Origin of the sequence: Silvimonas iriomotensis, assembly GCF_014645535.1 — a bacterium.
Classification (GTDB): domain Bacteria; phylum Pseudomonadota; class Gammaproteobacteria; order Burkholderiales; family Chitinibacteraceae; genus Silvimonas; species Silvimonas iriomotensis.
Genome location: NZ_BMLX01000003.1, coordinates 428,927 through 449,479, shown reverse-complemented (window position 1 = coordinate 449,479; position 20,553 = coordinate 428,927). Strand labels below are relative to the sequence as shown.

Annotated in this window: 17 protein-coding genes; 4 read left to right on the top strand and 13 right to left on the bottom strand. The window is 60.5% G+C overall.

What is annotated here, in order from left to right; genetic code table 11:
• Position 1: 1 nt before the first annotated feature.
• The 3 genes from IEX57_RS13540 to IEX57_RS13530 all read right to left on the bottom strand — a co-directional run bounded on the left by IEX57_RS13540 (position 2) and on the right by IEX57_RS13530 (position 2,154).
• The gene (locus IEX57_RS13540) at positions 2–1,189 is read right to left on the bottom strand and encodes a DUF4034 domain-containing protein (protein ID WP_188704877.1); all 1,188 of its coding nucleotides are present in this window, start codon (positions 1,187–1,189) and stop codon (positions 2–4) included.
• Positions 1,190–1,396: 207 nt separating this feature from the next.
• Positions 1,397–1,777, bottom strand: coding sequence for a VOC family protein (locus IEX57_RS13535; RefSeq protein WP_188704876.1), 381 nt, complete (start codon positions 1,775–1,777; stop codon positions 1,397–1,399).
• A 20-nt stretch (positions 1,778–1,797) separates the two neighbouring features.
• Complete coding sequence (locus tag IEX57_RS13530; protein WP_188704875.1) at positions 1,798–2,154, bottom strand: antibiotic biosynthesis monooxygenase; 357 nt, start codon at positions 2,152–2,154, stop codon at positions 1,798–1,800.
• A gap of 86 nt (positions 2,155–2,240) precedes the next feature.
• Between IEX57_RS13530 and soxR the strand changes: the two genes are divergently transcribed.
• A complete protein-coding gene (gene soxR, locus IEX57_RS13525) occupies positions 2,241–2,723 on the top strand; it encodes a redox-sensitive transcriptional activator SoxR (RefSeq protein ID WP_188704874.1) in 483 nt (160 codons plus the stop codon).
• Between the two features lie 120 nt (positions 2,724–2,843).
• Complete coding sequence (locus IEX57_RS13520) at positions 2,844–4,457, top strand: methyl-accepting chemotaxis protein (RefSeq protein WP_188704873.1); 1,614 nt, start codon at positions 2,844–2,846, stop codon at positions 4,455–4,457.
• 113 nt (positions 4,458–4,570) lie between these two features.
• On the opposite strand, the gene IEX57_RS13515 is transcribed toward IEX57_RS13520, so the two are convergent.
• From IEX57_RS13515 to IEX57_RS13485, 7 genes are all read right to left on the bottom strand, one after another.
• Complete coding sequence (locus IEX57_RS13515) at positions 4,571–4,831, bottom strand: hypothetical protein (RefSeq protein ID WP_188704872.1); 261 nt, start codon at positions 4,829–4,831, stop codon at positions 4,571–4,573.
• Between the two features lie 147 nt (positions 4,832–4,978).
• Positions 4,979–6,634 carry an alkaline phosphatase family protein gene (locus IEX57_RS13510; protein WP_188704871.1) on the bottom strand — a complete coding sequence of 552 codons (1,656 nt, stop codon included), beginning with the start codon at positions 6,632–6,634 and terminating at the stop codon, positions 4,979–4,981.
• A gap of 92 nt (positions 6,635–6,726) precedes the next feature.
• A complete protein-coding gene (locus tag IEX57_RS13505; protein WP_188704870.1) occupies positions 6,727–8,088 on the bottom strand; it encodes a sensor histidine kinase in 1,362 nt (453 codons plus the stop codon).
• Positions 8,064–8,729 carry a response regulator gene (locus tag IEX57_RS13500; protein WP_188704869.1) on the bottom strand — a complete coding sequence of 222 codons (666 nt, stop codon included), beginning with the start codon at positions 8,727–8,729 and terminating at the stop codon, positions 8,064–8,066. The genes IEX57_RS13505 and IEX57_RS13500 overlap by 25 nt, the downstream gene beginning before the upstream one ends.
• 82 nt (positions 8,730–8,811) lie before the next feature.
• Entirely contained in the window at positions 8,812–9,426 is a 615-nt protein-coding gene (locus tag IEX57_RS13495) for an undecaprenyl-diphosphatase (RefSeq protein ID WP_229709020.1), read from the bottom strand.
• A 177-nt stretch (positions 9,427–9,603) separates the two neighbouring features.
• Positions 9,604–11,322: a hypothetical protein gene (locus IEX57_RS13490; protein ID WP_188704868.1), complete on the bottom strand. Its 1,719-nt coding sequence runs from the start codon at positions 11,320–11,322 to the stop codon at positions 9,604–9,606.
• Between the two features lie 324 nt (positions 11,323–11,646).
• Positions 11,647–12,030 carry a hypothetical protein gene (locus IEX57_RS13485; RefSeq protein WP_188704867.1) on the bottom strand — a complete coding sequence of 128 codons (384 nt, stop codon included), beginning with the start codon at positions 12,028–12,030 and terminating at the stop codon, positions 11,647–11,649.
• A gap of 373 nt (positions 12,031–12,403) precedes the next feature.
• Between IEX57_RS13485 and IEX57_RS13480 the strand changes: the two genes are divergently transcribed.
• Positions 12,404–14,023, top strand: coding sequence for a methyl-accepting chemotaxis protein (locus tag IEX57_RS13480; protein WP_188704866.1), 1,620 nt, complete (start codon positions 12,404–12,406; stop codon positions 14,021–14,023).
• 232 nt (positions 14,024–14,255) lie between these two features.
• Positions 14,256–16,979: a bifunctional diguanylate cyclase/phosphodiesterase gene (locus tag IEX57_RS13475; protein ID WP_188704865.1), complete on the top strand. Its 2,724-nt coding sequence runs from the start codon at positions 14,256–14,258 to the stop codon at positions 16,977–16,979.
• Positions 16,980–17,109: 130 nt separating this feature from the next.
• On the opposite strand, the gene IEX57_RS13470 is transcribed toward IEX57_RS13475, so the two are convergent.
• From IEX57_RS13470 to IEX57_RS13460, 3 genes are all read right to left on the bottom strand, one after another.
• Entirely contained in the window at positions 17,110–18,228 is a 1,119-nt protein-coding gene (locus IEX57_RS13470; RefSeq protein ID WP_188704864.1) for an ABC transporter substrate-binding protein, read from the bottom strand.
• A gap of 106 nt (positions 18,229–18,334) precedes the next feature.
• Positions 18,335–18,784, bottom strand: a complete 450-nt coding sequence (locus tag IEX57_RS13465) for a hypothetical protein (RefSeq protein ID WP_188704863.1) — start codon at positions 18,782–18,784, stop codon at positions 18,335–18,337.
• A gap of 673 nt (positions 18,785–19,457) precedes the next feature.
• The gene (locus tag IEX57_RS13460; protein ID WP_188704862.1) at positions 19,458–20,399 is read right to left on the bottom strand and encodes a hypothetical protein; all 942 of its coding nucleotides are present in this window, start codon (positions 20,397–20,399) and stop codon (positions 19,458–19,460) included.
• Positions 20,400–20,553: the final 154 nt, after the last annotated feature.

The following is a 20,553-nucleotide window of genomic DNA, read 5'->3' as shown; positions in this document are numbered from 1 at the left end:
GTCACTGTTTACCCGGCGGTTGGGCTTTTGCAGGTGCAGACGCCATTTCAATGGCCACGGCCCTGCTGTAATAATCGGTGCCCTTTGCTTTGTCTTGTGGCACATGCTCGCCGTACGTATAAATGTGGCCAAGCCTGTTTAATGCATAGGTATTTCCCAGGTCAGCTGCCGTCATATAGTCAAGCAACGCCTCGTCAAACTGCTGCAACCGCTCATGAATCAATCCTCGATTCGCGTAAAGATAACTGCAGTAAAAACAGTCCCCAATCTGGCCGATAGCCCGGTTAAACCAGAGAAGGGCCTCTTCATTTCTTTTGTCTTGCAAATTGATATATGCAATCTGCCCCAGTACCTCTGCAGCAGCCCCCGGTTCAAGTAACCGCTCCTGACCCGCGAACAAATCGGCCGCCTTGCTGAGTAGCGGCAAAGCGGCTTGAGGCTGTTTGCCCTGTACTGCCAGCCAGCCGCTTTCCTGGTAAACCATGGCCTGCAGGATGTTCATCTGACTCGGCGTTAATCCTGTACCTTTGCACTCGCCAAGAAAGCGGGTCATGTCGTCCAGGCTCCCGCCCCAACGGGTTTCCAGTACACGCATATACTTGCGTCGAAGCACGAAACTGTCGGGAGCAGCTTTCAGCCCTTCGTCAAATAGCGCCCGGTTCTCCTCAGATGTCGCCACCCGACTGGAGAGATCCAGCAAATCCAGATAGCTGATCACCGGCTTGTGTGCCATCTGCAGCGAGGCCTGAAAATCCGGAACAGCCTGATCAAAGTACGCCTGCATCTTGTCCATGCTTTCTTTAGGCGTTGCTCTTGCAGACTTGGCACCCCGCGCAAGTAGTCCCTGTCGTTTGAAATGCTCACCGCGCACGACCCGTGCCGCATAGGACCCCGGGTAGCGAATGACCCATTCGTCATAAAAGGCATCCGGTATCGACTGGGTACCAGAGACTGTATAAAACGCCTCTGCAAGATCGACATCGCCGATTTTGCCCGCCTCATATGCTGTCTGAAGTTGATTAAGCTGTTTATCGAGTTCCGCAAACTTGTGCTTCTGAACCAAGCTGAGCAAGCTGCTGTATTTACCGGACGGCGCGGCTGACGCGGTAATCGCGCAAGCCGTGCTTGTGCTCAACAAAATAAACAGCCCCAACACAGCGTAGTTGAAACGAAAGAATGCACTCAACATGACTTTCCTGGCAGTCGGCATATAGGCAAACAATCGCACTATAGGGTCAGCCAACAGCCCGTGCATCAGTAAACCTGACAGGGCGCCAGCGCTGCTCGGCAAACAGCGTGGCCGCATCCACACAAGCGTCGTGCACCTTTAAAAAAGGGAACCGGCTTGCCGGGGAGCAAGCCGTTTTTCATCGTTCCGTTTACCGCGCGTTACTGTTCAAGCGCACACATGCCCAAACGCCGCCTCACTGTTTTTAAGTTCGCACCGGTTGCCGTCCGGATCGGTGAATAGGCCGATGATGCCCCAGTCAAACTGCATCACCTCCACCGGCACGCCCCTGGCGCGTAGTACTGCGGCCTCTGTGCTGACGTTTGCTACGTTGAACCGGATCACGACCGGATTTTCGCCACGGTGCTTTTGCGTGTCTTTGGCGATACCGCCGGATTCAACCATCAGGTAAGCCTGGCCCAATTGCAGGCAGGTCAAGGTGGGTTTGGTGAATAGAAGCGGCAGGCCGATGAGTTCATGATAAAAGCGCACGCATTCCGGATAGCGCTGGGTGAATAAAACAATCCCCGGTTTTTCGATTTTCATCATCCGTAGTTCCGCGGTTGAGATCACACCAGGCCGTAAATGCCGAAGTCTGCGGTCACCCCCAGTTTCTGGATGAACGCCTGCGGCTCGAACCCTTCGCTGGCGTAAATCTGCTGCACCAGCGCCTTGGCGGCGGCCATACCGGCCTGGTTGTGCCATTGCACCAGGGTAAGCACGCGGGTGCTGTCGATGTCCTGTTTGCGGGTGAGCACCAGGTGATGATCGCAACCGGGCATTTCGTGCAGCAGGGCGTCGATGCGGTGGGCTTGCTTCATGAACGCCGGCAAGGCGTGATCGGGCACCACAAACTGGTCGACCCGGAAGACGGTGTCGCGGGTTGCGGTGGGGATGGCGGGCGTGTTGGACAGGGTCGAAGTCATGGTGGCTCTCCAGTAGACAAACGGGCAACGCGCCCGCATCAGCACAGCCTAGAATCTCAAGTTAACTTGAGGTCAAGGAGTTTTTGATGACGCTGGAAGACATGGGTATCGCCACCACGCTCACGGTGGGGGAAGTCGCGCGGCGCGCCGGGGTGGCGGTGTCTACCCTGCACTTTTACGAGACCAAAGGCCTGATCAGCAGCCACCGCAGTGCGGGCGGGCAGCGCCGCTACGGGCGGGATGTTTTGCGGCGCGTGGCGTTTATCCGCGTCTCGCAACGGGTGGGCATCAGCCTGACGGATATCGGGGCGGCGCTGGCCGCCCTGCCCGCCCATGCCGCGCCCAGCCGTGATGACTGGACGCGCTTGTCGCAACGCTGGCGGGCTGATCTGGATGAACGCATCGCCCAGTTGCAAAAGCTGCGCGACGAACTGGATGACTGCATCGGCTGTGGCTGTTTGTCGATTGACCGCTGCCGGCTGCGCAACCCGCTGGATGAACTGGGCCGCCAGGGACCGGGGCCGCAGCGTTTGTGGCTCAGGTCGCGGGCAGAAGAAAACCCCGAATAGCGATGTATATATATTTAGTGGGGCGCGCTGGTAGCGGTGTAGCGGTCTGCGGCTGCAAAAATACAAAGCTGCCCTATGGTTAATGGACTACCCGTGTAAACCATAACAAGGGACACAACCATGACCCTGCGTTCCCGCCTTGTCACCATGGCCGCGCTCATGCTGGGCGTCTGCCTGATCTTTATCGCCAACAATCTGTATGGCCTGCACCGGCTGGCGCATCTGCAAGATGCAGGGGTGCAAAGCTTCCAGGAGGCCGCGCAAGTGCAACGCGCGGTAGGCATGAGCGCCGCGTTGTACCAGGTGATTGCCGATGCAGTGATCAACCACGATCTTGCCGTCTCTGACAAAGAATGGGCCGAGACCAAGGCCGAGGCGCAAAAGCAACTGGCGGATGTGCAAACCCTGGCGCAAAGCCCGCAGGCAAAGCAATCAGCCCAGGCGGCGCAAACGGCGCTGAACCAGTATCTGGATCTGTACGAGAAACAATACCGCCCCTTGCTGGCGACCGAACCCATGGACTTTGCAGCGATCCGCAAGGTTGATGGCCAGATTGACGGCATCCGCGATACGCTGGAACACAATCTGAACCAGATTTCGACCGAGCTTAACCAGGTCGCCACGGATTCTGATCACCAGTTCGACAGCACGCAAAAACAGATGGAGGCAACGTCCATCATCATCAGCGTGATCGCGGTGGCGGTGCTGAGCATTTTGCTGTTCTATACCGGCCGCGCCATTTTTGGCTTGCTGGGCGGCGAGCCCGCTGTGGCCGCCAGCGTGGCCCGGGAAATTGCCGGCGGCAATCTGGCCGTGCGCGTGCCGCTGGCCGGCAGTGATCGCACCAGCCTGCTGGCCTCCATGGCAGAAATGCGCCAGCAATTGCATGCATGGGTCACGCACTTGTCCCGCGCCAGCCAGACGCTGGTCACGGCCGGGCATTCGCTGACCAGTGTCGCCAGTGCGGTGTCCAGTGCGGCAGAAGAACAAAGTAACGCCAGCTCTGCCATGGCCGCCACCGTGCAGCAACTGACGGTATCGATCAACCATGTTTCCAGCAGTGCCGAGCAGACTGCGCAGTCTGCCCGCGCGGCCGGCGAACAGGCGCGGATCGGCGCGGAGCAGGTTGAAGGCGTGGTGACAGAGATCGACGCCGTGAACAAAAGCGCGCAGACCGCCGCGCAATATGTGCGGGAACTGGGCGACAACTCCGAGCGCATTGCCGGCATTGTGCACGTGATCAAAGAGATCGCCGGCCAGACCAATCTGCTGGCCTTGAACGCAGCCATTGAAGCCGCGCGCGCCGGGGACGCCGGGCGCGGTTTTGCGGTGGTGGCCGATGAAGTGCGCAAACTGGCCGAGAAAACCGCCAGCGCCACGGTCGAGATCACCCAGATGATTGACATGAACCAGCAATCTACCAACGCAGCCGTGCGCGAGATTGCCAACAACACGGACCGGGTCAACGCCGCGACCGGCCGCGCCACCGAGGCCGGCGCCGGCATGGGCGTGGTGCGCACCAGCAGCCGCGAGTTGATGGAGCACATCGGCGTGATTTCCGGGGCGCTGCGCGAACAAGCCGAAGCCAGCAACCAGCTGGCGGTGAATATCGAACGTATTGCCAACGGGGCGAGCGATGGCAGCCGGCGGGCGGCCGAAGTGCCCACCGCCGTGGCCGAGATCACGCGGATCTCGGGCGAGCTGGACAAGATGATCGCTGACTTCAAGCTGTGAGCACGCCGGGCGATCTCTCCAGCCACAAAAAAAACGGGCGCACTCTGTGTGCGCCCAAATTCAGTCCACTCCGAATTGCACTGTGGGGTCAGCCGGTCCGTGACCGGCCGGCCTTAAACCTTGATATCGACATTCTGGCCGCTGTTGCCGATCACCAGTGACGAGCGCTGATCGGTGCTGCCAGTGGCATTGGCTGCGGCCTGGGCTTCTCTGGCTTGCAGCCGTTGCGCCTGATGATCGCCTTTGCGGGCTTCTTGCGCAGTTTGCGTCGGTGTTTCGCGCGCTTCTTGCGCTGCGGCAGTCAGGGTACTGGCGCTGCCAGATTGGGTATTGCTGCTGTAACTGGTACTGGCCGGGCTGAGGTTGACGTTCATGTTGCCTCCTGTGCGGGTAGGCCCTGTGCACATCGGGCCATGCTGTCAGCATGCAGGGGCAGACTTAGCCCAGCATTAGCGCGCAAACCGCCAGACGCGCGCGGCGTATCGAACAGATCGACACGCCACACGGCCTGGCCTGATGCCTTAGAAACCCAGGCCCGGCAGCACTGCGGTGCCCTCGGCTTGCACCGCATTCAGCAGCGACGGGGCCACGCCCAGTGCCTTGAGCATGGTCGGGGCAACTTGCGTGGTGCCCACGGCGCTGCTGTTGGTGGCGGCGGTCAGTGTCGGGAACGACACCAGCAGCGCGACGTGGCTATCATCCGGCGCATTGCCGCCGTGTTCCGCGTCTTTCTTGGTGCTGCTGGTGTAGATCACGCCCGGGTTGGGCTGCACGATGATGTCCGGCGTGCGGCCCTGGGCCGGATCACCAAACTTTGCGGCCAGCTGGCTGCCCGACAAGATGTACGCCTGGGCATTGTTGGCGCAGATGCCGGTGCCGGTACACCCGTTGTTGGCGTTCAGCGTGGCGACCACCGCGGCAGTCTGGGTCTGGTCGCGCAGCCAGATCAGGCCCACGTCATCGTCTTGCACCATGCCGGTTCCGGCCAGGCCGGTGCCATCGTTCAGGTTGCCGCTGGTGGTGGCGTTCTGGCCAAAGTTGCCGCTGCTATCCAGATAGTTGTTGGCTTCCAGCAGTGCCATCAGCGTATCGCCATTCTTGACCAGCAAACTGTGGTCAGAGGGCGACTGGCCGTGCTTGGCGGTAATCACGATCAGCGTGCTGCTGTACAGGTTCTGCGCCTTGAGTTCAGCCACCATCTTGCCGATGGCGCTATCCACATACGCAATCGCCGCCGTGACCTGCACGCCCGGGGTGAATCTGGCATCGGTATAACCACCGCCGCTGGCGTTGGTGGCTTTCTGCGCCACGCTCAGGGTCTGGAAGTTGGTGCCAAACAGCGTCGGCACGCTGGCAGTTACGCCGGTCGAATCCTTGCCATCAATCTGGTTGATGATCGCTTGCACATGCAGGTTGTCGAACTGTTCGGTGTGGGTATACACATCGGTGTAATCCTTGCCGGTGGCCGCGTCGATCGAGTTGATCTCGGTGCGGGCCAGATCATCCACGCCCTTGCCGGACGGGCCGTTCACCCAGTCATAGCCCCAGGCATGTTTGTCGGCCCAGGCGGTACGGGCGCCGGGCAGGCTGGCCTTGATCACTTCAAACACGGTGTTGGTCTTGATGTAGTTGTGCGGGTACACCGGCTGGCACACGCCATTCACTTTCTGGTGCGGGATGGCATCCGGGTTGAAAGCGCCACCGCCATCCATATGGATCAGCGCGCCGCCGTTCCAGGCATCAATGCCGGTGGTTTCATCAAACACCACGTTCCAGCCCTGGGCGCCGGTACAGGTGGTGTCGGTCGGGGCGTACAAGGTGCGGTCGTACGACACGTCGTAGAACAGACCGGCTGTTTTGGGCGAGCCACCAGTCAACAGTGCCGCCAGACCCGGAAACGAATCAGACAAACCCGGGGTGGTGGCGCCGGTGTAGTTCACGCCGGTTCTGGCCAGTGCCGCCAGGTTGGGGCAGGTATTGCCGGCCAGGCAATTGACCATGTCTTGCTGGTGCATGCCGTCCACGCTGATCAGCAACACGCGTTTGGCGCTGACGGCAGCGCTGGGGGCCGGCGTGGGCGTCGGGGTCGGGGCGGAGACAGTAGAATCAGACGAGCCGCCGCAACCGGCCAATGCCAACGCCAGTGCAGTTGCGGAAAAAACGTGAAGGGGTTTCATGCCATTTTCTCGCGTGGGGAGGAAAGAAGATGGCGCAGCTTATACAGCTGACATGAAACTGTATTTTCGTTTGTATTAGATGAAACTTAGAGTTACCGATGCAAGAAAGTAATGCGCACCCGCAGGCCGCTGTGAGCCAGCGTATCGGCCTCTTCCAGCACAATGGTGGCGCCGGCGCGTTCGACAATCGCCTGCACGATCGACAACCCCAGCCCGGAGCCGGTCTCGTCTGAACCCAGCACGCGGTAAAACGGATCAAACACGCGGTCACGCTCGTGCTCCGGAATCCCCGGGCCGGTGTCTTCGATCTCGACCGTCACTGCCGCCGCATCCCGCGTGACCGACAAGTCAATCCGCCCGCCGGCCGGGGTATAGCGGATGGCGTTATCGACCAGGTTCTTGAGCAGGATATGCAACTCTGCCGGGTGCATCCGGACCTCGGCCTCGGTCTCGCCCACCACGCCGATATCGATATTCTTTGCTTCGGCCAGCGGCAACAGGTCTTCCAGCACGTGCCGGAAAGTTTGCTGCACCGGCGCGCTTTCAGCCTGGGCATGGGCGGCATCCTGCACCCGCGCCAGGGTCAGCAGTTGATCCAGCAATTGCCGCGTGCGCTGAATACCGCCGCGCAATGCCAGCAGCCGTTCTTGCGCCGCGTCTGACATGGGCGCGCTGCCCAGGCGCTCGGCCTGCAGTGACAACGCGGTCAGCGGCGAGCGCAGTTCATGCGCGGCATCGGCCACAAAGCGCCGTTGCGCGTCCATGGACTGCCCTACCCGCCCCAGCAGCCGGTTGATCGCCACCAGAAACGGGCGGATTTCCGTCGGCAAGGATTCAGGTTTGATCGGGTGCAGTTCGTGGTCTTCGCGCTGGTCGATCTCTTGCGAGAGTTCGGCAATCAGCTTGAACATGTGCCGCACCAGCACGGCCACCACCACCAGCAACACCGGCACCAGCACCAGAAACGGCAACAACGTGCGCAAGGCGCTTTCGCTGGCGATCTCGTCGCGGATATCGGTCTCTTGCGATACCGCAATCCGCTGGCCGCTCGACAGCGTTTTGACCAGCACGCGGTAGTCTTCTTGCTGCGCGGTAATGGTCTGCAAACCGTCGGCCAGGGTATCGGGCAAACCGGGCACGGCCATGTCGGTGTTGGCGGTAGTCTGGCCTTGCGGGCGCAATTGCTGCACTACCACGCGCGCGTCTTCTTCTTCCTCGCTCAGCACGCGCGGCGTGCCTGACGGCGGCAGGGGCAAGTGGTGTTCGTCAAACAGCGACGCCACCTGGCGCAGGGTTTCATCCTGCAACTCGTTGGCTTCGCCCTGCGCGTTGAAAAAGGCAAAGGTGCCGGCAATGATGGCGATCAGCACGATCACCACCGACAGCCAGAACGACAAGCGCGTGCGCAGCGAGTTTTTCAGCGGGTCTTTTATTCGCCCTTTGAAACCATCCATCCCACGCCCCGCACGTTTTTGATGATGGTATTGCCCAGCTTTTTGCGCAGCGAGTGGATCAGAAACTCGATCACATTGCTTTCGACTTCCTCGCCCCAGCCGTAGATGCGGTCTTCCAGTTCAGTGCGCGAGAGAATCGCGCCCGGCCGCGTCAACAACGCCTGCAGCAGCGCGAACTCCCGGTTGGACAAACGCACGGCCTCGGCATCCTTGACCTGGGCCTCCCGCGTGGACGGGTCCAGCGTGATGATGCCATTGGTCATGACCGGCGATACCACGCCGTTCTTGCGGCGGATCACCGCGCGGATGCGCGCCAGCAACTCGGCCATCTCAAAGGGCTTGAGCAGGTAATCATCGGCGCCGCCATCCAGCCCGTCGACGCGGTCTGACAAGGCGTCCCTTGCCGTGATGATCAACACCGGCACCGCGTTGCCCTGGCGCCGGATGCTTTGCAGCACGCCAAGGCCATCCTTGCCGGGCAAGCCCAGATCAAGCAGTACGGCGTCGTAATACTGGCAGGCAACCGTGTTGATGGCGATCTGCCCGTTGCGCACCCAGTCCACCGCATAGGTTTGATCCTTGAGCGCAGACTGGATGGCATCGCCAATCATGGGGTCGTCTTCGACGAGCAACACCCGCATGGGCCTTCTACTCCTGACGGATTCATGCATGTATGAAAGATGATTCGGGCTATAGACGCAAATGCGTGCAGCCCGCCGCTGCTTATCGGCGCAACCAGTGTTGCGCAATCAGCGGAGAAAACACCAGGCGATACACACGCAATGCGAGGTTGAAAACCAGCGCCACGGCACGCTCACGTTGCTGCATGCAAATGGCCGCACTCAAAAAGGAAACCAGCAGCGCGCCCAGCATATCCAGCGGGAAATGCACCCCCAGATAAATGCGCGCCCAGGCCACCGGCAAACCCGCAAGCCACAACGCAGCACCCAGCCGCCGCGCTGACGGATTCAGCAAAAAACTGCACGCCACGCTCCACAACAGCGTCAGGTGATCGCTGGGCATGGAGTTATCCGGCGCGTGTTCAATCCAGGTTTGCCCCAGCCCCATCACAAACGGGCGCTCATGGGGCAACGCCAGGCTCACCACCTGGGAGATCAGCAAACCCAGCACCCCGGCCAGTGCGGCTTCCAGCGCCAGCCGGCGGATCGCGCCATGGCCGCTGAGCCAGCCCACCACCAGCATGGCGGGGATCAGCCAGATCAGCCCGTTGGCGGCAAAGACGGCCAGCGGCATCATCACCGGGCCCGGCTGGCTGGCGGCGTTGATCAGCAAAAACAGCGCGCGGTTGAGTTGCTCCAGTTGATCCAGCCACATCATGCGCGGCCCCGGAATACAGACATAGTTTTCTCCTTGATACGGTCTTGCGTAAAACGCCTGACCATACTGGCGAAAACTTAGTGTTGCCTGAGCGGGGCGCGGTATTTGTGCCAGGCCTAACCCATGAAAAAAACCCGCCGGCATGCGGCGGGTCTGGGTGTGCCGGCCAGCCGGCGTTTACTGGTTGTTGATGTTGTTGGGCGCCTTGGGCAGCGACTTGCTGGTGGTCAGCACCACGTTGCCGATCTGGCGGTAGTTCATCAGATTGGTGCCCGGCGTTTGCACGGCGTAACCGGCAAACGTCATCGACAAGTGGGTCGCGTCGACCTGCACGGCGGTTGGCGCATACAGGCGCTGCGCAAACCACGGCTGGGTCGGGATCACCGGGGTATTGGCCGGAACGGTCACAGTGTTCTTGTTGCCGCCCTGGTTGGTGGTGGTGATCGCGTTGATCGAGGCAATCGGGCTGTTGATGTCGTTGAACACCGTCCAGTTCTTCAGATCGGTGGATTCGGCGTAGCCGATGTAGTGGAACGCATCAGAATCGCCATCCAGGCAGTTACCGCCCGAGAACAACAGGCCCCAGCGGCTGCCGTCACCGTTGATATCGATCAGCGTACCGCGCGGGCTGATCCAGCGGGTCTTGTTGTAGTCCACCGTGGTCGGATCATTCAGGCCATTGACCACGCCCTGATCGGTGAAGTTGATGCCATCCATGGTGGTGGCCAGACGCACGTTGGAGATATCGTGGTTGGTCTTGCCGCTGAAAGGCGCAGCCGTACACTGGTTGGCAGTCGGCATGGCGGTGCTGCCGGTCTTGTCACCGTTCAGGATCTTCTGCACGTAGATGACCGTGGTCGGCTTGGTCGGATCGGTATTGGGAACCACGGCCAGAATGCCGTCCGGGTTCAACAGGCCGACGGTCTGCTTGACCACCACCGGGTTGGTCGAACCCGAGGTGTTGTTCAGGGCCGTGGCAATGGTGTTGATATCCTGGCCGCCGGTTGCCGTGGTGTTGGTGTTCCAGAGCGGGAACTTGGGCGTCACCTGGGTCAGCTGGATCACGTTCAGCGGCGCCACATCCACCTGCGCCGGATCACGGTTCAGTGTGTACAGCATCTGGCCGGAAGCCGAAGAAGTACCCGGCAATTGCAGGATGGAGGCATGGCCCCAGCCATCGTCTGCATCGGTAGAGGCAAACGTACTGTGGACATCGGTCGGACAGGTGCCCGGGTTCAGTTCCAGCACGCTTTGCATGAAGTACCAGGTCTTGCCGTTGTCGTCCGATTCGGCCGCCACCACAGACTCGTTCATGTCTTTCGGGCGCCAGTCAAACAGGCCGATCAGCGGGGTGGTCGTGGTGGTGACATGGCCGGCCGTGGTCACGTTGCTGGTGTACACCAGCGGGAAATAGAACGGCGCCATGTTGACCATCGGGTCTGTTGGCGGCGTCACGAACGAGCTACCGGTGGCGTAGGAAATACGCGTGGCCGGGCTGGCGGCAAAGTTGCAATAACCATAAGCCGGATCAGGCACCGTACCCGTGCTCAGGAACGGGTTGGTGGTGTTCTGGGTGTTGTTGGCATCGCCGGCCAGTTTGTCCAGCGTGAACGGTGTACCGCCGGCGCCTTTGCCAATGGCCGTACCCGAGTTGATCTGTGCCGCTACCGGCGCGTTGCCCGAATCTACCGACCACTTGATCGAAGCGGTCGCTGCAGCCGGCGTCGGCGCAGGTGTCGGTGCTGGCGTGGCAGCAGGTGCCGGCGAGGGGGTCGGGGTAGCGACCGGAGCCGAAACAGAGGTGGACGCGCTATCGCCCGAACTACCGCCACAGGCGGTCAGTGCCGCATTGCCGAGCACCAGCGTGCCCAGCACCATCATTTGACGCAATTGCATGAATACTCCCCGTATCTTGTGAATTGGCGAGTACGGGTGACAACGTTGTAGTTTTTAGGGCCATCTCCGGGCGGCGCCGTATGAAAGCCGCCAGAAAGGTGCGCGCATCATGCAATTGCAATATGACAAGAAAAAGACAGATACAAATATTGATATCGGCAAACATCTAGCGCCCGCAAATACGCCCGGATCAGCGCAGGCAAGCCCTGATCCGTGCTAAAACGACGTCGGCAGACATCGTGTCATGTAGATGTCTTTATGTAGAAAAAGACACAAAAAAGCCCGCAAGATGCGGGCTTTTGCTCACAACAGGAACAGTAAGGCTTAGTTGAAAGCAGTACGTTCGTTGATTTGCGAGGCGAAATTCTGTTCTGCGTTGGCAGCCACTTGCCACTTGGCAGCGGTCACCGGAGTAGCCGGTTCAACAGCGCGGGAGCTGAAAGGAGCGCGGCCCGGTTGTTGCTTGGGTTGCGCAGCAAAGTTCTGGTCAGCTGCTGCAGCACGTTGCCAGGAGGCCAGCACTTGCGGCTTGGCTTCGGTCACGCGGCCGCTGAACGGAGCACGACCCGGTTGCTTGTCGATCTGGGCGCTGTAGTTTTGTGCAGAAGCAGCAGCACGTTGCCAGGGTTGCAGATCAGCAGCTTGAGCCGACAGGGCGGCAGTTGCAGCAACAGCAGCAAAAACGATGGAAGCAGTAAACTTGTTCATGATGTTTCTCCGTAGATTGATGTTGGGCTGTCGTTGTTTTGTTTCCGACATTGGTGCCAATAATACGTAACTCAATTACGTAGAAAAACTACCAAAGCGTTGTTTCACTGATTCCTGGATGTTGATAATCCGGCGCCGCCAAATACCTGGTTTTACTGGGTAATTCCCTTTGTAAATACGCCTTGCAGCCGGTTTTCAGCCCCCGGTTTCCTGTTTCAGACAGATTGCAGGGCATGCCGCTTGTCTGACCTGGACAATTCTGCGCAATTGCCTAGAACCAATGCATAACCGTTCATAAAGCGCGCCCGCGCCATGGTGTGCTGCCAGGGCCGCTGCCCCGTGCCTGTCCTGCCCACGTTTACAGGATCACGCCATGAAGATCAGTACACGTATTGCCCTCTTGCTGGCCCTTGCAGTGGCCGGTCTGGTGATTGTCTCGGTCTGCTCTTTTGTTGCCTTCAGCCGTCTCAAGGGCAATGTCTACGACATTGCCGAGAACACGGTGCCCAGCGAAACGCTCATTTTCAGAATCAAGAGCTCAGTCGGGCGCGCCCGGTTATCGGCGGTGCAGCGGCTGTATTTTGAAGGCGACCAGACCCAGCGCGACCAGCGCCTGACCGAACAACTGGCCGAAATCGATGGCCTGTTCAAGAAATACAAAGACGACGGCATGATCTCGGACGACCAGGACAAAGCCGGGCTGGATGAGAGCCTGGCCATGTACAACCAGTGGTCAGGCCTGGCGCGCAAATACGCCATTGGCGTAAATGCCGCGAAGATTGCCGAATCACGCAAGGTATTCCAGGACGAAGCCGCGCCGCTGGCAGAAAAACTGTCGACCCGGCTGGACACCTGGAGCGACTACAACGAGGGTCTGGGCAACGCGGCCAAAGATGCGGCGTACAGCACCATTGCCAACTCGCGGCTGATCCTGACCAGCATCAGTGTCATTGCCATTCTGGCCATGCTGGTGATCGGCATCTGGCTTTATCGCAGCATTACGGCGCAGATTTCCGGCCTGCAAAACCTGGTGACCGGTATCGCGCAGACGCTGGATTTCACCCGCCGCTCGCATTCAAGCTCGCACGATGAAATCGGCCGGACGGCCTCGGCCATCAACCATTTGCTGGGCACGGTAGAAGACAGCATGCAAAAGATCCTGTCGGCCACGGGCGAGGTCTCTACCATGGCCAGCAGCATGTCCGGCGCGGCCAACGCCGTGGCCACCAGTTCAGTGCAGCAAAGCGATGCCGCCAGCAATATGGCCGCCGCGGTGCAGGAAGTGACCGTGAGTATCAACCATGTCTCCGAGCAGGCCCGCCAGGCGGCGGATGCGTCTTCCCGCTCGGGCGCGCTGGCCAGCGAGGGCGAACGCGTGATCGGCCAGACCACCAGCGACATGCGCAGTATCCAGCGCACCATTGAAGCGGCGGCAGACAAAGTGGGCGAAGTGCAGAGCAGCAGCCAGCAAGTCGACTCGGTGCTGCAGGTGATCAAGGAAGTGGCGGACCAGACCAATCTGCTGGCCCTGAATGCCGCCATTGAAGCGGCACGCGCCGGGGATGCCGGCCGCGGTTTTGCCGTGGTGGCGGATGAAGTGCGCAAGCTGGCCGAGCGCACCGCGTCGTCGGCTATCGAGATCCGGACCATCGTGCAGCAGATGCAATCGACCAGCCATGACGCCAACAGCCAGATGGTCAACGCAGTGGAGATCGCCCGTGGCGCAGTCGAGCGCGCGGCGCAGGCCGAGACGTCGATCTCGACCATCCGCCAGTCCTCCAGCACGGCGGTGGAACTCGTCGGGCAGATCACCAGCGCCATTGCCGAACAAAGCGCAGCCAGCAATGTGATCGCCAACCAGGTAGAAAACGTGGCGCAGATGACCGAACACAATAGTGAGTCGGCGCAGAGCACTGCGCGCTCGGCCGATGCGCTGCAACAGATTGTGTCCCGCCTGACGTCGGAAATCGGGCGGTATCGGCTGGCTTCTTGAGCCGTTTTGTCACATAACACTGCTATCTATCTCATTGATAACAGATTTCCCGGCGTGACAGAAAGACCTGGCGTACGAAGGCCCGTGGGCAAAACACCGCCTGCGGGCCTTTGGGTCGGGCGCTGCGACTTGCCCTGGATGCGGTCAAACCGGGTATCCGCGCCCCGCCAGGCGCTGTGCTATAACAGGTTCAGGCCCACCTTCTCTGAGCCACAAACAGAAAGCGCCCGCCATGACCGCTCCCAGGAGCCCGTTGGTCAGCAGACTCGTCGCCGCCCTCGTGCTGTTGAATGCGTTTGTCTATGTCCTGGTGGCCGCGGCGCTATGGCAAAGCCATCAGCAATATGAACGTCAGGCGATCCAGGCCACGCAGAACCTGGCGCAATCCCTGGCCATCAATGTCTCTGGCACCCTCAAGAAAATCGATGTCGGCTTGTTCTCGATCGCTACCGAATCAGAGCGCCAACTGGCGCGCGGCGGCATTGATGAGGAATCCATCAACCGGTTTATCTACGCCCAGCATCAGCTGATCCCGGAAGTTGAAGGCTTGCGCATTGCCGATGCGCACGGTCACGTGCTGTATGGCGACAAAGTGCCGGCAGGCCCGGCGCGCAATGTGTCTGACCGCGACCTGTTCAAGCGCCTGGCGGCCAACAACACGCGGGAAGCGCAGATTTCCGATCTGGGGGTCAGCCGGGTTACCGGCGCGTGGTCCATGGCCATTGGCCGGCGCATTACCGCGCCCGATGGCTCGTTTGCCGGCATGGCCTACGCGCTGTTGCCGCTGGACTGGTTCAACAGTCTTTATCACCCGTTTGATCTGGGCCCGCACGGCATGATTTCCATGCGCGACAAAGACTTGCGCGCCTGGTTCCGGCTGCCGCCCAGCCCGGCCATGAACACACCGGATGGCAAAGCCATTGTGTCGCAAACCACCAGCGATTACGTGCATAACCACCCCGAAGGCGCGACCTACGAAACTGTGGTCAAGCTGGATAACACGCGCCGGCGCATGTCTTTCCGGCCGATCGATGGCCAGCCGCTGTTCATTTTTGTCGGCCAGGCCACCGAGGATTATCTGGCCTCATGGCGGCAAGAGGTCATGGCGGCCGCGCTGGTGTTGCTGATTTTCTCCATCATCAGCATTGCAATTACCCGGCACGCCTACCGCACCCGGCTGGCGGAGCTGGAATCAATCGAAGCCCTGAGCAATAGCCGCGAAGAATTGCTGCGCTCTGAAACAAGATTTCGCACCCTGCATGACGCCACCATTGATGCCGTGTGGCTGCGTGACAAAGACTTCCACATGATCGACTGCAACCCGGCGGCGATCCGGCTGATGGGCGCACGGTCACGCGCCGAGTTGATGCAGACCGCGCCGGATGATCTGTGGCCGCCGGTCCAGCCCGATGGCACGCTCTCCACGGTCAAGCGTGATGAGTGTCTGGCGCAGTTGCGGCGGGACGGCAATATCCGCGTCGAGTGGGTGTACAAGCGCCTGGATAACGGCGAATCGTTCCCGGTGGAAGTGCTGATGACCGGCCTTATCCTTGATGGTCATCCGCTGTTGCAGATGGTGGTGCATGACATCAGCGACCGCAAAGCGGCGGAAGAACAGATCCGGCATCTGGCGTATTTTGACTCGCTCACCGGCTTGCCCAACCGGCGCCTGTTGATGGACAAACTGGATCAGGCGCTCAAGGCCAGCGGGCAGTCTGGCCAGTTTGGCGCACTGATGATCCTGGACCTGGATAACTTCAAGCTGCTCAACGACACACGCGGTCATGAGATCGGTGATCGCCTGCTGCTGGCGGTGGCGCAACGGCTGATGCAGACGGCCGAACCCGCCGGCATGGTCTGCCGGCTGGGCGGAGACGAATACGTGGTGATCCTGGAAAACCTGGGGCACGAGCGCACGGTGGCGCTGCACCACGCCGAAACCCGCACCGAGATCATCCGCGCCGCGCTTGATCAGACCTGGCCCTTGCAGGATGACGACCTGCCGTTTCACAGCACCTCCAGCATTGGCGTCACGCTGTTCCAGGGCCAGGATACCGAGATCCGCACCTTGCTCAAGCAAGCGGATGTCGCGCTCTACCAGGCCAAGGCCGCCGGGCGCAACGCCTTTTGCCTGTTCAGCCCGGCGCTGCAGGATGTGATCGATACCCGTTCTTCGCTGGAATCGGCCTTGCGCGGCGGGCTGAACCGGGCCGAATTCCAGTTGTACTATCAACCGCAATTCAGCCTGGATCACGGCTTGCTGGGCGCTGAAGCCCTGCTGCGCTGGACGCCGGAACATCACCCGGCGGTGTCGCCCGCGGTGTTTATCCCGGTTGCGGAAGAAACCGGCCTGATCCTGCGCCTGGGGCAATGGGTGTTGCATACCGCCTGTGAGCAACTGGTGCGCTGGGCGCAGCAACCGCAAACGCGTGATCTGAAAATTGCCATCAACGTCAGCGCCCGCCAGTTCCACCGGCCCGACTTTGCGGCGCGGGTGCGCAGCGCGCTGGAAGCCACCGGCGCCAACCCGGCCCGGTTGCAACTGGAACTAACCGAAAGCGTGGTGCTGGAAAAAGTGGGCGAAGTGGTCGAACGCATGCAGCAGATCCGGCAGCTGGGGGTGACGTTCTCGCTGGATGATTTCGGCACCGGTTTCTCGTCACTGTCTTATCTCAAGCAATTGCCGCTGGACCAGATCAAGATCGACCAGAGCTTTGTGCGCGACCTGATCAGCAGCGGCAACGACGCCGCCATTGTGCGCGCCATTATCGCCATCGGCCGCTCGCTGGGTTTGCAGGTGATTGCCGAAGGCGTGGAAACGCAGGATCAGATGGTGTATCTGACCAGCATGGATTGCCGCGCGTTTCAGGGCTATTTGCTGGGGCGGCCGGTGCCCATGCGTGACTGGCAACGCGCCTGGCATGACTGGCAGCACCAGGATGCGCAGGCCGGCTGAGCGATCCGCCTGACCCGGCAAGAAAAATGGCCCGCGCAAGGCGGGCCGGAGTGACTGCATTGTTGGGAGTCAGAGCAAATGCACTTCTACTTCTACAACGCATACAACAAGGTTGACGGCGAAACCTGGCCTAACGCGTGAGCGTACCCGTGGCAGAAATCATGGTCAGTTCAACAAAGCCCGAACCCAGCCGCTTTTTATCGCTGAAGTCCACCACATAGCCGCCCAGGTCATAGCGCTTCATGTCGTTGAGCGCCTGGTAGACCGTGGCACGCGTGGGGTTCTTGCCGGCACGGCGCAATGCTTCGGTCAGGATACGGGCAGAGATATACCCCTCCAGCAGCGCGTAGCTGGGGTACTCACCCGACTTGAGAAACGCGTCGGCGTCTTGCTGGAAGTCACGCACAATCTTCAGTTGCGCGTTGGTGGGCGCCGGGAACACTTGCGACAAGCCCAGCCCGTGCGCCACATTCAGGCCCGCTTGCCGGGTGACTTCATCAAACTGGATGGCCGACAGACCATACAACTGCGAGGTGCCGCCAGCCGCCTTGAACTGTTTGGTAAACGTCGCCGCCGGTTTGGAGATCGCCACCATGATCACCGCTTCCGGATTCATTTTGGCCAGTTCAATGGCCGCCGCCGCCGTATCACCGGTATTGCGGTCATACCAGGCTTCACCGGCCAGTTGCATATTGTGGCGGGCCAGTTCTGCCTTGATGGCGTTGTAACCGGCCTCGCCAAAACTGTCTTTTTGCGCCAGCACGGCAATGCGCTTGATCCCCAGCGAGCGGTGCAGCAGCACCACAATTTTCTCGACTTCCTGGCTGTAACCGGCGCGGGTCTGGAAGAAATACGGGCTACCCGGATTGCGCACGCTCTCGGCGCCGGTATACGCCCCCACCAGCGGTACGCCCGCGTTTTCCAGCGCTTTGGATTGCAACAATTGCTGCAGCGGTGCCGTGCCGTAATAGCCCACAAGCGCAACCACGTTTTCCTTGTCGATCAACTCGCGGGTATTGGCCATGGTCCGCGTCGGATCGTACGCGTCGTCACGGGTGATCAGATTGACTGGCTCGCCATTGATCCCGCCCTGGGCGTTGACGCGGCCGAAGTAGATCGACGCGCCGACCGCCAGCGCCTTGCCGGTGACACTGGCCAGACCCGTGGTCGGCACCGATTCGCCAATATTGATATCCGCACGGGCATTCAGGGCCAGCGTGGCAAGAATTGCGCACATCAGTCGCTTCATGGCTTGGGTCTCCTGCGGCAGATGAAGGGCAAAACAAGGGCTACCCGGCCGTGGAACGGGCCGGAGGCTGCATTGCAAAACAACGGGAAACCAGAAAATCAGGATGTCAGAGCGACATGCTCCAGCCCGCACCTGCGGCGGTGCCGTAACGCGGTCTGGTTGCAGGTGCTGGCGCACGCCGTTGGTACGCCAGCCAAAGATCACGCAAGGCCATGCCCAGCACCGGAATCAACAGCATCAATTGCCAGTGGATGGTTTCATCCGGCCAGGGCTGGCCGGGGTGACCATGACGTTGCAACAACACACAAAACACCGGCATGAGCGCACTGCAGACGATGCTGAGCGCCGCCAGCAAGAACGGAAAGGTGTCCGCGGCGGACAACCAGCCCAGCGCCCACACGGCAAAGCCGATGGCGCAAGTACCCAGGGCGGCCAGCACCAGTGGCATGTCGATACGACACACCACCATCAGCCAGAACGCAAAAGAGAGAAAAAACACGCCAGCCAACAGTGCCAGCACGCCCCGGTATAGCCCGTCTTGCAGTTTCAGTTCCATCGCCGCCCTCTGTCTGGATCAGCATTTCCCTTTACGGGAGATCAACCCCTGGCCTTTGAGTTGATTTATATGAAGCGGCCAAGTGGTCTTATATTTTTTACTGCATTTTTAGCGCAACGACTTGCTGGCGCCTCCCCCGTCCTGCCAGCAAGTCGTCGTCGTCTCGCCTTTTTGTTTGACTCAATTACGCGACATGGCGCTCAAACTGTCAATTCGGGTTGGCGCAAAAAATCCGGTGACGACCTGTATCGCCCTTGCGACAAGCGCGCCTGCCCATAGCAGCCACCGCCTTTTGCGTGCCTCGTCGCGGCGCACAAAAACGCCGTCTTGAATGGCATAAAACCTAGCAATTACCGCCACTTGCACCAAATCATGGCTGATACCACGCACAAGCCAGGTGCACGTTACAGGCTTTCGTTACCGGGCCGGATTGCCGACGAACGGCAAAAAACAAGTGTTGCAGGAAAAGCGCAATCGGCGCGCTGTTTTGCCATCTGCACGCGAGCCAGAATGCTTTCTACAATTGACAGCATTTGCCAGAAAGCGCGGCGCAAGCGCCAGAGAGGATGACAGCCCGTTTCCAGTCACCGCGACACAAAGTGGTATTACCCATCTGGGCCATGTGATTGCAGCTGGTCACCAGAAACAGGTCTGGTGCACGGCAAACCGGGGTTCAGAGGACTGCCGGCGCCTGCGTCAGGCGCGCTGCGCCCCACCAGGCGCTGACGTATTTGCTCTGCGCGCTGGGGCCAATGACATGATAGTGGGCAAAGTTATGCAATGCCGGCTCGGCCAGTACATCAAGGCCGTGCAGTTCACACCAGCACGGATACGTCCGTGCGTAACGTTGCCAGGCGTCGTAAAACCAGCGCGGCAGACCGTGCGCGTCGCGCGGGTGCAGCCGGAACAAGAGGGCGTGGGCCATGTCGCGCTGCCGGTCCAGCGCTTCTGCCATAGACAACAACCGGGCGCAGCGCGCGCTCACCTGGTCTTGCCAGGCCGCACCGGCGGGTACCAGCCCGTTCAGGATGCTGGCAAAACTCACCAGCTGTGCCGCCTGCAACTGCGGATGCCGGGGCAGATCCAGCAAGGTGACGCTAGGCAGACCGGCAAATGCATCGGCAGAACAGGCAAAACAGCCGCCGTAGCCGGGGTGCTGCCAATCAAACCCGACGCCCGGTGTCACTGGCAGACGCAATACGTCGGCCGGGTCCAGTTGCAGGGCATCCAGCAGCCCGTGCTGGTGCAAGGCATGCAAGAGTGGCACGGCATCGGCCAGCAAGGGCGGGATGTGGGCAAGACGCGCCGGACAGGTGCTGGTCTGCCCTTCTTCCAGATAGAAAATCTGCTGCACCCGGGCGCTGAAGCGCAGCAATTGTCCGGCCAGAAACACCGAATGCGGCAGATACAACACCAGGCCGCGTCCAGGCTGGCACACGCCCAGCAACTGCTGCAGATAGCTGCAGGTCTCGTCAATAGAGACCCCGCCATCGTCGGTCACCGCCAGATCAACACCCGGCCCGATCATGCCGCGCGCGCCAATCACGCGCACGTCTGCCCGGTCCAGCCGGGCGATCACGGCCTGGGCCAGTGACCACGTAACGGGGCTATGCACATAAAAGATGTGCGTATTCTTGCCGGGCAGAACCACAACCAGACTCCACGCGATGACGGGTGACGGAACGGGTGGCGTGCAACGCAGCGCGCCATTGCGCCGTACAAACCGGGGCGGGTGTGCATTTTGTCTGCGGCATGCCGGTGCAACCGGC